The 13,544-nt window shown below is 60.5% G+C and carries 11 protein-coding genes; 7 read left to right on the top strand and 4 right to left on the bottom strand.

Annotation, left to right across the window (positions count from 1 at the left end; all coding sequences use genetic code 11):
* Nucleotides 1–232: 232 nt before the first annotated feature.
* The gene (locus ACZ9BE_RS23615; RefSeq protein WP_056791613.1) at nucleotides 233–1,906 is read left to right on the top strand and encodes a putative bifunctional diguanylate cyclase/phosphodiesterase; all 1,674 of its coding nucleotides are present in this window, start codon (nucleotides 233–235) and stop codon (nucleotides 1,904–1,906) included.
* Nucleotides 1,907–2,034: 128 nt separating this feature from the next.
* Here the strand turns inward: ACZ9BE_RS23615 and ACZ9BE_RS23610 are convergent, their stop codons facing one another.
* Nucleotides 2,035–3,429 carry a NorM family multidrug efflux MATE transporter gene (locus ACZ9BE_RS23610; RefSeq protein WP_150637108.1) on the bottom strand — a complete coding sequence of 465 codons (1,395 nt, stop codon included), beginning with the start codon at nucleotides 3,427–3,429 and terminating at the stop codon, nucleotides 2,035–2,037.
* A gap of 160 nt (nucleotides 3,430–3,589) precedes the next feature.
* Here ACZ9BE_RS23610 and ACZ9BE_RS23605 point away from each other — a divergent pair, with 160 nt between their 5' ends.
* From ACZ9BE_RS23605 to ACZ9BE_RS23595, 3 genes are all read left to right on the top strand, one after another.
* Nucleotides 3,590–4,510 (top strand): LysR substrate-binding domain-containing protein, encoded by a 921-nt coding sequence (locus tag ACZ9BE_RS23605; RefSeq protein ID WP_024014781.1) that lies wholly within the window; start codon nucleotides 3,590–3,592, stop codon nucleotides 4,508–4,510.
* A 188-nt stretch (nucleotides 4,511–4,698) separates the two neighbouring features.
* Nucleotides 4,699–6,675, top strand: a complete 1,977-nt coding sequence (locus tag ACZ9BE_RS23600) for a methyl-accepting chemotaxis protein (RefSeq protein ID WP_476249996.1) — start codon at nucleotides 4,699–4,701, stop codon at nucleotides 6,673–6,675.
* A gap of 195 nt (nucleotides 6,676–6,870) precedes the next feature.
* Nucleotides 6,871–8,085 (top strand): aldose 1-epimerase family protein, encoded by a 1,215-nt coding sequence (locus ACZ9BE_RS23595; RefSeq protein WP_310218769.1) that lies wholly within the window; start codon nucleotides 6,871–6,873, stop codon nucleotides 8,083–8,085.
* On the opposite strand, the gene ACZ9BE_RS23590 is transcribed toward ACZ9BE_RS23595, so the two are convergent.
* On the bottom strand, nucleotides 8,082–9,575 hold the full coding sequence (locus ACZ9BE_RS23590; RefSeq protein WP_095181251.1) for a YifB family Mg chelatase-like AAA ATPase: 1,494 nt from the start codon (nucleotides 9,573–9,575) through the stop codon (nucleotides 8,082–8,084). The two genes, ACZ9BE_RS23595 and ACZ9BE_RS23590, sit on opposite strands and share 4 nt — an antisense overlap.
* Before the next feature lie 383 nt (nucleotides 9,576–9,958).
* Nucleotides 9,959–10,423 carry a hypothetical protein gene (locus tag ACZ9BE_RS23585; protein WP_082530345.1) on the bottom strand — a complete coding sequence of 155 codons (465 nt, stop codon included), beginning with the start codon at nucleotides 10,421–10,423 and terminating at the stop codon, nucleotides 9,959–9,961.
* A gap of 309 nt (nucleotides 10,424–10,732) precedes the next feature.
* On the opposite strand from ACZ9BE_RS23585, the gene ACZ9BE_RS23580 reads away from it, so the two are divergent.
* Entirely contained in the window at nucleotides 10,733–10,945 is a 213-nt protein-coding gene (locus tag ACZ9BE_RS23580; protein ID WP_476249995.1) for a HigA family addiction module antitoxin, read from the top strand.
* A gap of 211 nt (nucleotides 10,946–11,156) precedes the next feature.
* Here the strand turns inward: ACZ9BE_RS23580 and ACZ9BE_RS23575 are convergent, their stop codons facing one another.
* The gene (locus ACZ9BE_RS23575; RefSeq protein ID WP_095181253.1) at nucleotides 11,157–11,417 is read right to left on the bottom strand and encodes an accessory factor UbiK family protein; all 261 of its coding nucleotides are present in this window, start codon (nucleotides 11,415–11,417) and stop codon (nucleotides 11,157–11,159) included.
* A gap of 394 nt (nucleotides 11,418–11,811) precedes the next feature.
* On the opposite strand from ACZ9BE_RS23575, the gene glnK reads away from it, so the two are divergent.
* Together glnK and ACZ9BE_RS23565 are read left to right on the top strand one after the other, a co-directional pair.
* Nucleotides 11,812–12,150 (top strand): P-II family nitrogen regulator, encoded by a 339-nt coding sequence (gene glnK / locus ACZ9BE_RS23570; RefSeq protein ID WP_002555808.1) that lies wholly within the window; start codon nucleotides 11,812–11,814, stop codon nucleotides 12,148–12,150.
* A gap of 37 nt (nucleotides 12,151–12,187) precedes the next feature.
* Nucleotides 12,188–13,525, top strand: a complete 1,338-nt coding sequence (locus ACZ9BE_RS23565) for an ammonium transporter (RefSeq protein ID WP_041476939.1) — start codon at nucleotides 12,188–12,190, stop codon at nucleotides 13,523–13,525.
* Nucleotides 13,526–13,544: the final 19 nt, after the last annotated feature.

Here is a 13,544-nt window from a genome sequence, read left to right as displayed (position 1 = left end):
TAACAGGCTCAGCGATTTCTGCTGCTCTGTCCGACTTGTGACGCAGCACGCGATTCAGATTTGCCGCTTTTGTTACTTTCACGCAGGATACGCGGGGATTTTGCGGCTAATGTTCTCATTCGTGACACAAAATAACGTTTCGATGCCGTTGTCATCAGACAACGCATTGGTCATTGTTCAGCACAACGGCATAATGCCCCGCCTACATCATTGCAGAGTCTAGGGAGTCAGCTTGTCTACGCCTGTCGAACCCTTGCGTTTGCTGCTACTGGCCGAAGAGCCAGCGTGGACAGCGTTGTTGCGTGAGTGTCTGGCTCCGATGGGGAGCGCGGCGGTGCTGATCAGCGCGCCGAACTGGGATTCGGTCAGCCGCCTGTTCGAGGACAACCGCCACGCGGTACTGCTGACCCTGCCAGCGTTGCAACCGCCGCCCGGGCGTTGCAGCCTGCCGACCGTTCTGCTGCTGGAGCACGAGCCGGCCACCGCGCCGGTCGGTGTCAGCGACTGGCTGGTGTTCGACGCTCTCGACGCCGGCATGCTTCAGCGTTGCCTGCGCCATGTGCGCGAGCGCGGCGTGCTGGAAAACACTCTTCAGCGCCTCGCCGAACAGGACCCGCTGACCGGTATCGCCAATCGCCAAGGCTTTCAGACCCTGCTTACTGCGCGTCTTGCCGAAGGCGACGGGCGCGGTCTCGCCCTCGGCCATCTCGATCTCGACAATTTTCGCCATGCCAACGACGCCCTCGGGCATCAGGCCGGGGATCGTCTGATTCTGCAGGTCGTCGCGCGGCTGAAAAGTCAGCTGGAGGCCGGCGATCAACTGGCACGGCTGGGCAGCGATGAATTCGCTCTGCTGATCGATACCCGCCGCGCGCCGCAACGCGCCGAGTGGATGGCCGAACGCATCACTGAGGCGTTGGCCGAACCTTATTGGGTCGACGGCGAGAGCCTGCTGATCGGCTCCAGCCTTGGCATCGCCCATGCCCGCGCCAATGGCGGTGCCGATCCACTGATGTGGCACGCCCATATCGCCATGCAGCAGGCCAAGAGCACGCAGGGCTGCACCTTTCATATCTTCAACGAACGCATCAACCGCAACGCGCGGAGCATGGCCGACCTCGAAAGCGAACTGCGCCGGGCCTTGCGCCGCGATGAGCTGGAACTGCATTACCAGCCACGCCTGAATCTTGAAGACGGCCAGATTGTCGGCCTCGAAGCGCTGGTGCGCTGGCGTCATGGCGAGCGCGGTCTGTTGCCACCGAGCGAGTTCGTCCCGCTGGCCGAACAGAGCGGGCTGATCGTGCCGCTGGGCTACTGGGTGATTTCCCGCGCCTTGCGCGATATGCAGGCCTTGCGCGAGCAGGGGCTGCCGGCGCTGCACATGGCGATCAACCTGTCGTTCCGCCAGTTTCAGGACAGCCAGTTGCTGCCGACGCTCAGCCGTCTGATTGCCGAGCGTGGCGTCGAGGCGCAGTGGCTGGAATTCGAACTGACCGAAACCGCCGTGATGCGGCGCAGCGATCTGGTCAAGCAGACCATGGACGCCCTCGGCCGCCTCGGCGTGCGCTTCTCGCTGGACGATTTCGGCACCGGGTTTTCCTCTTTCGTGCACCTCAACAGCCTGCCGATCACCTTGCTGAAGATCGACAAGAGTTTTGTCGGCGGCATGGAACAGCGCGAAGAGAACCGCAAACTGGTGCACGCGATGATCAACCTCGCGCACAACCTGCATCTGGAAGTGGTCGCCGAGGGCGTCGAGACGCCGGAGCAACTGGAGTTGTTGCGCGGGTTCGGCTGCGATCAGGTGCAGGGTTATCTGATCAGCCGGCCGTTGCCGTTGGATGAGCTGGTGGAATATCTGACGTCTGGATCGAACCAGCAGCCGGCCCTGGAAATCGTCGGTTGATCACAATTGTTGCGGCCGGCGCAAATCCCCGTGGGAGCGAGCCTGCTCGCGAAGGCGTTATGTCAGCTGGATGATCTGGGCCTGACACTCGGTCTTCGCGAGCAGGCTCGCTCCCACAAAGGAAACCCTCATTCGGCCTGTGGGATGTTGAAACCTTGAGCTTGCGGCTCGCGCCGAATCATCCGCTGCATCTTCCATTCGAATGCCAGCGTCAAACTCACCGCCGCACACGCCAGGCCCAGCGCCAATCCCCACCAGACGCCCGTCGGCCCCCAGTTCAAATGGAACGCCATCCACCACGCCGCCGGTGCGCCAATCAGCCAATAGCAAGCCAGTCCGACCAGAAATGTGGTTTTGGCATCCTTGAGCCCACGAATGCAGCCCATGGCAATCGTCTGCGTGCCGTCGAACAGCTCGAACCACGCCGCTACTGCCAGCAGGCTCACCGCCAGACGGATCACCTCGGCAAACGCCGGGTCATTATGGTCCAGGAACAGGCCGACCAACTGGTTCGGCCACAGCCAGAACACCAGGGCGAAGCCGAGCATCACCACGGCGCCGAAAGCGATACCGACACGCCCGGACATCCGTGCATCGACCAGTTGCCCGGCGCCGTAGTGTTGGCCGACGCGCATGGTGATGGCATAGGACATCCCGGCCGGGACCATGAAGGCCACCGACACGATCTGCAGGGCGATCTGATGCGCACCCATTTGCGTACTGCCCATGGTGCCCATGCACAACGCGGCAAAGGCAAACAGCCCGACTTCCACCGCATAGGTGCCGCCAATCGGCAGGCCCAGGCGCCAGAGTTCTTTCAGGTATTGCCGGTTCGGCCGCGACAGACCGGCGCGCAACGGATAAGCGTCATAGGCCGGATGCCGGCGGATATGCCAGGCCAGCGCCAGTGCCATGCAGTTGGCGACAATCGCCGTGACCAGACCGATGCCGGTCAGACCCAGCTGCGGCAGGCCGAACATGCCGGTAATCAGCGCGTAGTTGAGCAGGAAGTTGGCCACCGTGCCGGCGAGGCTGATGACCATCACTGGCGTCGCCCGGCCGATTGCACTGGTAAAGCCGCGCAGCGCCATGAAGCTCAGATAACCGGGCAGGGCGAAGGGCAGGGCGATGAGGAATTGCCCGGCGGCGTTGACGTTGGTTTCGGTCTGGCCGAACAGCAGCAACACCGGTTTGAGGTTCCACAACAGCAGCCCGGCGCCGAGGGCCATCAGCCAGGCCAGCCACAACCCGGCCTGGGTCAGGCGCGCGGCACCGATGATGTCGCCGGCACCCTGACGGATCGCCACCAGAGTGCCGACCGCTGCAATAACGCCGATGCAGAAAATCGACACGAACGAGTAGCTCGCCGCACCGAGGCCGCCCCCGGCCAGCGCCTCGGGGCTCAGGCGCGCCATCATCAGAGTATCGGTCAGCACCATCAGCATGTGCGCCAACTGCGAAGCAATCAGCGGCCCCGCCAGCCGCAGGATGGCCCAGAGTTCGGTACGCACAGGATGCCGCATGGTCATCACCACCCAAATTTCAGAGGGAACAGAAGAGCGTCGATTCTCGGCGCTTGGCAGGCGTTGCACAAAGGGATAAAAAGGATGGGTGGCATGATTAATACTCATCCTGAAACGTACCCGCCGGATTGGCTATATCCCCGCTACTGGAGCTTTTTGTATGTCCCGACGCCTTCCGCCGTTGTATGCCCTGCGCGCATTCGAAGCGGCAGCGCGACACAGCTCGTTCACCCGCGCGGCGGAAGAATTGTCGATCACCCAGAGCGCGGTCAGTCGGCACATGCGCACCCTTGAAGAACACTTCGCCTGCCGGCTGTTTCATCGCAGCGGGCGCAACCTGCAACTGACCGAATCGGCACGGCTGCTGCTACCCGGAATCCGCGAAGGCTTCGCCGCCCTTGAGCGCGCCTGCAATACCTTGCGTGCCGAGGACGACATCCTGCGCATGAAAGCGCCATCGACCCTGACCATGCGTTGGCTGCTGGCGCGGTTGAGTCGCTTCCGCCATTTGCAGCCGGGCAATGAGGTGCAACTGACCAGCGCGTGGATGGACATTGATTCGGTGGACTTCAACAACGAACCGTTCGATTGCGCGGTGTTGCTCAGTGACGGGCATTTCCCGCCGGACTGGGAAGCGAGCCTGCTGTTTCCCGAGGAATTGATCCCGGTCGGCGCGCCGAACCTGCTCAATGATCAACCTTGGGACGTAGCGCGTCTGGCGACCGCCGAACTGCTGCACCCGACCCCGGATCGCCGTGACTGGCGCAGTTGGCTGGAGCGCATGGGCCTGTCCGATCAGGTCTCGCTCAAGGGTGGGCAAGTGTTCGATACGCTGGAGCTGGGCATGATCGCCGCGGCGCGCGGTTACGGCGTTTCGATGGGTGATCTGTTGATGGTTGCCGAAGATGTTGCGCAGGGGCGCTTGAGCCTGCCGTGGCCAACGGCCGTCGCCAGTGGCCTGAATTATTACCTGGTCTGGCCGAAACCGCGTCCGGGAGGTGAACGTTTGCGCCGCCTCAGCGATTTTCTCCAAGGCGAAGTCCGCGCCATGCAATTGCCGGCGGTAGAGCGCTTGAGCTGAAACGTTCGAGCCGGCACAATGCCACCACTGCGCCATACCCACGCAATGCGCTCAAGTATTCGGTTTTACCGCCGACTACGAGCTTGTGGAACCGTCGTGCCGGTTCCGCGTTACACCCCACTATTAGAATATTTTCCGGGCAATTACCGCGATCAAGGAGGATTCGGTGGCTCGGCCAGGAGCTGTTCATGTCTCAACCTCGTGCTCGGATCGCCTCGCAGCTGGGCCTTGCCCTTGCTGTGATACTGGCGATAGTCATCAACGGCAGTACGGTGTTCGCCTTGCGTTCGCTGGATTCCGCCAACCTCGCCACCCGTGAAGAGCATCTGGCCAGTGAGGCCCGGCTGCTGGCCGATCAACTGAGTACCTTCCACGGTACGCTGCGCGAAAGCACCCTGCGCCTGAGCGGTCTGTTCGAAAAACGCTTCGGCAGTGGCCTGAGTGTGCACCCCGATCAGCCAGTGACCGTGGCCGGCGTGCAGACCCCGGGTCTGCATCTGGGCAACGAAGTGCTGAACAACAACTTCAAGGAAGTTGACGAGTTCAAGCAGATGACTGCCGGTGTGGCCACGGTATTCGTGCGCAGCGGCGAAGACTTCATTCGCGTCAGCACCAACGTCAGCAAGCAGGACGGCACCCGTGCCATCGGCACCGTGCTCGATCATGCCAACCCGGCCTACGCGAAGTTGATGGCGGGGCAGAGTTATGTCGGTCGCTCGCTGCTGTTCGAGCGCTACTACATGTCGCAGTACACACCGGTGCGCGATGCGGGCGGCAAGATCATCGCCGTGTTGTACGTAGGTTTCGATTACACCGACGCGCAGAACGCGCAGTTCGCCAATCTCAAGCGCTTCCGCATTGGCAAGACCGGCTCGCTGGCCCTGCTCGACGAGCAGAACAAATGGCTGGTGCCGATTGCCGGCGTCGAAAACCTGGATCAAGCCGCCCCGACCATCAACAACCTGGTGAAAACCCCGGGCAAGGGTGAGTTCTGGAGCGACAAGGGCGAGGACTTCTACAGCATCGCCGTGCCGTTTGAAGGTGGTCCGTGGTCGGTGGTGGCGAGCATGCCGAAAGCCGAGATCCGCGCGGTGACCTGGAGCGTCGGTACGCAACTGGCGATCGGCAGCCTGCTGGCGATGTTGCTTGCGGTCGGTTCCGTGGTCTGGCTGCTGCGCAGCAAACTCGCGCCGTTGGGCGATCTGGTGCGTCAGGCTGAGGCCTTGGGTGCTGGTGATCTGAGCGTGCGTCTGAACGTATCGAGCCACGATGAAATCGGGCAGCTGTCCCGCGCGTTCAACCAGATGAGCCAGGCGCTGTCGACCATGGTCGAGCACATCCGCCGCGCTTCGGAAGAGGTCAATAGCCGTGCGCAGGCGCTGTCCGGTTTGTCCGGTGGTGCTTACGAAGGCATGGAGCAACAGTCGGGCGAAATCACCAGCATGGCCGGCGCCGTGGAAGAGTTCAGCGCGACGTCGTTGAACATCGCCGACAACATGGGCGCGACCCAGCGCCTGGCGCAGGAAAACGCTCAGCAAACGCAGATCGGCCGCAGCTCGATGGAAGAAGCGTCGTCGTCGCTGGAGCAGATCGCCGGTGCGCTGAACAGCACCGCCAGCGTGATCAACACGCTGGGGCAGCGCTCTCAGGAAATCGGCGGAATTGTCGGTGTGATCACCTCGATCGCCGAGCAGACCAACCTGCTGGCACTCAACGCTGCCATCGAAGCCGCGCGTGCCGGTGAACAAGGTCGCGGTTTTGCCGTGGTCGCGGACGAAGTGCGCAGCCTCGCCTCGCGTACCCGTCAGGCGACCGATGAAATCTCCAGCATGATCCACAGCATCCAACAGGAAACCGGCAACGCGATCAGCACTATGGAACAGGGCAACGTGCTGATGCAGGAAGGCCTGTCGCGCAACGCCAATGTCGCCTCGGCGCTGGCGCGGATTGACGAGCAGAGCCGTTCGGCAGGCCAGCAGTTTGCTGCGATCACCACCGCCACTCAGGAACAAAGCAGCACTGCGACGTTGCTGAGCAGCAATTTGCAGAGCATCGCCTTGGCCAACAGCGAGCAGCGTGAGGTGGTGTCGAACCTGGCTGTCACCGCGAAAGAGCTGGAGAAGCTGGCGGCGGATCTGCGTTCCGAGGTTGACCGCTTCCGTTGATGCATCTTTGAAACAGCTATCGCGAGCAGGCTCGCTCCCACAGTAGTCGGCGTAATTCACAAATATTGTGAAGGCCCGATGTCCCTGTGGGAGCGAGCCTGCTCGCGAATGCTTTTCTCCCACCGCTTCTTTGCACTTGCTGAAACGTTTCCGCAGCGCTATAAAAATGGCACAACTCCAATAAAGGCTGCTGCCATGACCCCGCTCAAACTCCTCGTCGCCCTCGGCGCATTCTCTGCCGCTTCTCATGCCATGGCCTGGGACTATGTCCTGCTCGACGCCAACACTCCGGCAAAAAACCGGACGATCACCAGTGAGCAACTCGGTGTAAAAACCGCCAAACCGTTTTCCGTGACCTTGCGTACTCTGCATGGCGGTCGTCAGGAGGGCGTCAGCATCGTCGACATCGATAACGGCACGATGAAACTCTCGGTGGTGCCAACCCGTGGCATGAACGTGTTGCAGGCTTCGGTGGGCGACGTGCGCATGGGCTGGGATTCGCCGGTCAAGGACGTGGTCAACCCAGCGTTCATCGAACTCAACGGTCGCGGTGGTCTGGGCTGGCTGGAAGGCTTCAATGAGCTGGTCACCCGTTGCGGTTACGAGTGGGTTGGCCATCCCGGCATGGACAACGGCGAACTGCTGACCCTGCACGGTCGCGCCGCCAACATCCCGGCCAGCACCGTCACTTTGCACATCGACGAGAAGCCGCCGTATGCCATCACGCTGCGTGGCGAGCTGAAAGAGCAGGCATTCAAGAAAGTCGATTTCTCGGTAGCGACCGAACTGGTCACCGAACCGGGCAGCGCAAGCTTCGCCCTTAACGACACCCTGACCAACAACGGCGACTATGCGAAGGAATATCAGGCGCTGTATCACAGCAACTTCAGCACGCCGTTTCTTGAGCAAGGGGCAAAATTCGCTGCGCCGGTGAAGCAGGTATCGCCGTTCAACGACAAGGCCAAGGGTGACCTGCCCGACTGGCAGACCTATCGCGCGCCAACCAAGGACTACGACGAAACTGTCTACAACGTCGTGCCGTATGCGGACGCCAAGGGTGACACCCTGACCGTGCTGCACAACAAGGCCGGTAGCCTCGGCGTTGCGGTTGGCTTCAATACCCAGCAGTTGCCAGTGTTTTCGCTGTGGAAAAACACCGACACCCAAGGGCAGGGCTACGTCACCGGGCTGGAGCCGGGAACCAGTTTTTCCTACAACCGTCGCTATCAGCGGCCGTTGAATCTGGTGCCGACCATTGCGCCGAAAGAACATAAACAGTTCCAGATCAGCTACAGCCTGCTGGCCGACAAAGGGGCAGTGGACAAGGCCCTCAAGCGCGTGACTGAAATTCAGGCCGGGCGCGATACTGAAGTGCGCCAAGCACCGCTGGTTGATCTGACCGAGCATTAAGGTGTCGCCGGCCGGTATTGCAGTGCCTCGGCCAAGTGTTCGCGCTTGATTGCATCGACTTGCTCGAGGTCTGCCAGAGTGCGGGCGACCTTGAGCAGGCGATGGGCCGAGCGCAGCGAAAGCGTCAGCCGTTCACAGGCTGATTCCAGCCATGTCTCATCGGCTGTGGATAACTTGCAGTGCCGCTTCAATCCCGGCAGATCGAGAAACGCATTGGCACAGCCCTGACGCTTCTGCTGTCGTTCGCGAGCCTCGGCCACCAAAGCCGCAGCGCTGGCGCTGTTTTCGCCGGGCTTGGCTGCCGGATTCAACGCGGTTGCCTCCCGCGCCACGGTCAGGTGCAGATCGATACGATCCAGCAGCGGCCCTGACAACTTGTTGCGATAGCGTTGGACCATATCCGGTGTGCACGAGCATTTGCCGCTGGGTTCGCCAAGATATCCACAGGGACACGGATTCATCGCGGCAACCAATTGAAATCGCGCGGGGAAACGTACGCGATCCTTGGCCCGCGCGATGACGATATGTCCCGACTCCAAAGGCTCGCGTAAAACTTCCAACACCTTGCGATCAAACTCCGGCAACTCATCGAGAAACAGCACGCCATGGTGGGCGAGGGTGATCTCGCCGGGTTGCGGTTTCGAGCTGCCACCGACCAATGCCGGCCCTGAAGCCGAATGGTGCGGTTGCCTGAACGGCCGCTGCGGCCAGTGAGTCAAGGGAACCCCGCTGGCGACCGATTGAATCGCTGCCACTTCCAGCGCCTCGCATTCGGATAGCGGCGGCAGTAATCCTGGCAGACGACTGGCCAGCAGCGTCTTGCCGGTTCCCGGAGGCCCGCTGAACAACAAGTTGTGCGCCCCCGCTGCGGCAATCAGCAATGCGCGCTTTGCGGCTGTTTGACCCTGCACTTCGTTGAGGTCGGGATAGGGCTTGGCAGCGTGCATCAAACCGTCGGAAACGTAAGGCTCCACCGGCGTATGCCCATTGAAATGCGCCACCGCTTCCAGCAAATGATCCACCGCAAACACCTTCAACCCCGACGCCAGACACGCCTCCTCGGCATTCGCTCGAGGCACCACCAACGCCCGCCCGGCCTTGCGCGCCGCCAGTGCCGCCGGCAGCACACCACGCACCGGCCGCACGGCACCCGACAGCGCCAACTCGCCCAGACATTCCACCTCGTCCAGGGTCAGGCAGGGCACCTGCACACTGGCCGACAAAATCCCCAAGGCAATCGCCAGATCAAACCGCCCGCCATCCTTGGGCAGATCCGCCGGCGCCAGATTCAGGGTGATCCGCCGCGCCGGAAATTGCAGCCCGGAATTGATGATCGCGCTGCGTACGCGATCCTTGCTCTCCTTCACCGCCGCTTCGGGCAGGCCGACCATGGTCAGCGACGGCAGACCGTTGGCCAGATGGACTTCGACGGTAACAGCGGGGGCTTCCACGCCAATCTGGGCGCGACTGTGGACAATGGAGAGGGACATGGTCGTTCCTTGAGCTGAATCGGGGAGCCGCTTCCTGCGGGTTTTTGAAGGGTAGTTGAGCCGGGTTTCGGTGCTGAAATAGAGGTTTACAAGACGTATCCAGACCCGATGGGCTGTCACTGCTTGCCTGAATTAGAGCGTTGACTCTCGCACGGCATTGAAGGATCATCCCATTCGAGGACTGCAACTGCGCATTCGTCGGGACTGGGCACCAGCAAAAGCTCCCCCGCATTTTTGGCAGCAGAGAAAGCTGGTTTCTCTGAAGTAGTGACGACGGGCTAGCCTGTCGGATTCTGAACCCAAGGCCGTAAAGCCAGGAGCTAAAGAATCGCTGCGACTACTCCTCAAAAAATACTTAAAAGGCGTCCATCGGACGCCTTTTTTTATTTCTGATTTGGTGGTGCTCGTGGTATCTGCCCCACTAACGTGCCATGTGCACGTTTTTGCGGGTACCAAGTCACCACGAAGTAACCAAATCCTGTGGCGCGCTCGTGTCGCGGTTCAAGAATCAGTGTTCCCATAGATGTCCTCAGTACCGCGACCCTGTTTCCACATCGTTGTTCTTTGAACTCACAATAGATTTGCGCCCCCGGGACGATCATTTTCGCAACAATCGCTGCTACCCCATCGGCAGTCTGGCAACCATGCTTGAGCAAATCGGCACTATGGGCTTCCCAAATGTGCACTACGCCAAAACCACTATTCGCTCGACGGTGAATACCTACCCGCAGATAAATCTTCCCGCCTGGCAAGCCGAATTTTGGCATATCGGGGATCGTGCCAAAGATGTAACCACCATCTGGATGCTGAACCAGCGTGTTTTCTTTGAGCTTGAGCAAATCAGACAAGAGGGATCCAGAACCAGAGTGTCTGGCGATCAATGTGTATCGCCTGGAACTCGACGAATAGGATCGACCAGCGCAGGCGAAAGCCACCAGCCTAATCACAGCGAAGAGCTCACGGAATCAGGCGCAGACGCTGATGTTTGTAGGGCCATGCCCTAATATTTGTAGGACGCTGGCGAAAGGGGTGTGAAGGTCTTGTATCCGGGAGTCGGATGCTCCAGTTGGCCACTCAACGCAGCCTCTGGAGGCGAAAAAAACGGACCGCAGTGGTATGCGCCCGATTCATCCGGGCGAGGTTCTGAATAAGGATTCATGGAGCCGTTGGGCGTGACTGTCATGGATCTGGCCATGCCCACGAACTGGCCCGAAAGTGAGATCGAAGAGCTTGTGAAATGCCAGCTCAGGATCTGCGCCGATCTGGCAATCAGCCTCGCCATTCAGCTCAACACTACGCCTGAGTTCTGGATGAATCTTCAGTCGACTTACGATTTGCGCAGAGCCCAGCTCCGGCATGCGGGCTCATAGCGATTGCAGCATCCGCGAAGCCCATTTCCACCATGGCCCTGCCCGGGTCGCCCAATCCTCTGCTGAACATTCAGCATCAGATAGCTTAGAAACCTGGGCTTTTTGGCGCAATCGGACGGCGGTCATTAAGGTTGTAGGACGTTGCGGGGATGGTTGAAGGGCTGAAGATCAAAAGATCGCAGCCTTCGGCAGCTCCTACAGGGGACGCGAATTATTCAGCGGGCGGTGTCAGCTTCGCTTCCATCTCGGCAACCTTGGCTTCGAGGCTTTCGAGGCGGGCGCGAGTACGCGCCAGCACTACCATCTGACTATCGAACTCTTCCCGGCTGACCAGATCGAGTTTGCTGAAGGCACTTTGCAGCAGCATTTTGAACTGGCTTTCCATTTCGGCTTTCGGCAGCGGGGTGTCGCCGCTGAAGAGGCGGGAGGCGGTGCCGCTCAGGGCGTCGAGGAAGTCTTTGGGCGCGAGCATGGGAAATGTCCTGGAAACAATGGCCGGCAGTGTATCACGCAGTGTCTATAGTCAATCCCGTTGCACGGATGCACGCTTTTCGCGCAGGGGGACGGACGGTGGCGCACCGTTGTTGTGCGTATCGGCAAAAGCTTTTCTGCCCGAGCGCGTGCAACAGGGGCCAAGAGATTGAAATGCAGGGTTTTTGCCGAGCTGGCAAGGTTTCTGCTTAGTCACCCTCGACCCATGCACTGATGCAGTCGCTGTGACGAATGCAGTGCGGCAGACGAAGCGGGGAGTTTCGTCTGATGCGGTTAGCTGGCGTCAACGATGCGTTACAAAGCCAGGCACTGCGCTTAGACTTGAGACGGGTTTGTTTTCCTGGGGCAAGTCCACCAATTCGGGAGAGAGTTTCATGAAGCTAGTCACTGCCATCATCAAGCCGTTCAAGTTGGACGACGTGCGCGAGTCGCTGTCCGAAATCGGCGTGCAGGGCATTACCGTTACTGAAGTCAAAGGCTTCGGCCGGCAGAAGGGTCACACCGAGCTGTATCGCGGCGCGGAATATGTGGTCGATTTTCTGCCCAAGGTGAAAATCGACGTGGCCATCGACGACAAGGATCTGGATCGGGTTATCGAGGCGATAACCAAAGCGGCCAACACCGGCAAGATCGGTGACGGCAAGATCTTCGTGGTCAATCTGGAACAGGCGATCCGCATCCGTACCGGCGAAACCGATACCGACGCGATCTAAGCGCCGCCACAAACCCAACGCCCCAGGAGAAAACAATATGACTCTGCGTAAATTCGCAGGGCTAGGCGCCCTGTTGTCCATCGTAATGCCCGGCATCGCCATGGCGGCAGACGAAGTGGCAGCGCCAGTCCTCAATTCCGGCGACACCGCCTGGATGCTCACCTCGACAGCGCTCGTGCTGTTCATGACCATCCCCGGCCTGGCGCTGTTCTACGGCGGTATGGTTCGCTCGAAAAACATTCTTTCCGTGCTGATGCAGTGCTTCGCCATTACCGGCCTGATCAGCATCCTGTGGGTCATTTATGGCTACAGCATTGCCTTCGACACCACCGGCATGGAACAGGGCGTCGTCAACTTCAATTCGTTCTTCGGCGGCATGGGCAAGGCGTTCCTCGCTGGTGTCACGCCTTCGAGCATCACCGGCCCGGCGGCGCTGTTCCCTGAAGCGGTGTTCATCACCTTCCAGATGACCTTCGCGATCATCACCCCGGCGCTGATCGTCGGTGCGTTCGCCGAGCGCATGAAGTTCTCCGCGATGCTGATTTTCATGGGCATCTGGTTCACTCTGGTTTATGCACCGATCGCGCACATGGTCTGGTCCGGTAACGGCGGCCTGATGTGGGACTGGGGCGTGCTCGACTTTGCTGGCGGCACCGTGGTGCACATCAACGCCGGTATCGCCGGCCTGGTCGCGTGCCTGGTACTGGGCAAGCGCAAAGGCTTCCCGACCACACCGATGGCTCCGCATAACCTCGGCTACACCCTGATGGGCGCGGCGATGCTGTGGGTTGGCTGGTTCGGCTTCAACGCTGGTTCCGCTGCTGCCGCCAACGGCACTGCCGGTATGGCCATGCTGGTTACTCAGATCGCCACCGCCGCTGCGGCACTGGGCTGGATGTTTGCCGAGTGGGTCACCCACGGCAAGCCAAGCGCACTGGGGATTGCTTCGGGCGTGGTCGCCGGTCTGGTCGCGATCACTCCGGCCGCTGGCACTGTAGGCCCGATGGGTGCACTGGTGATCGGTCTGGCCGCAGGCGTGGTGTGCTTCTTCTGCGCCACCACCCTGAAACGCAAACTCGGCTATGACGATTCCCTGGATGCCTTCGGCGTGCACGGCATCGGCGGTATCCTCGGCGCGATCCTCACTGGTGTGTTTGCCGCACCGGCACTGGGCGGCTTCGGCACCGTGACTGACATTGGCGCGCAGGTCTGGATTCAGATCAAAGGCGTCGGCTTCACGGTGATCTACACCGCGATCGTCACTTTCATCATCCTCAAGGTGCTGGACGCCGTCATGGGTCTGCGCGTAACCGAGGAAGAAGAGTCGGTCGGCCTCGATCTGGCACAACACAACGAACGCGGCTACAACCTGTAAGTACGCGCGATAAAAAAAT

The sequence above is a fragment of the Pseudomonas sp. TE9122 genome, assembly GCF_056278925.1.
Note: the sequence above shows the minus strand (reverse complement) of the source record. Positions and strands in the feature narration are given on the sequence as shown.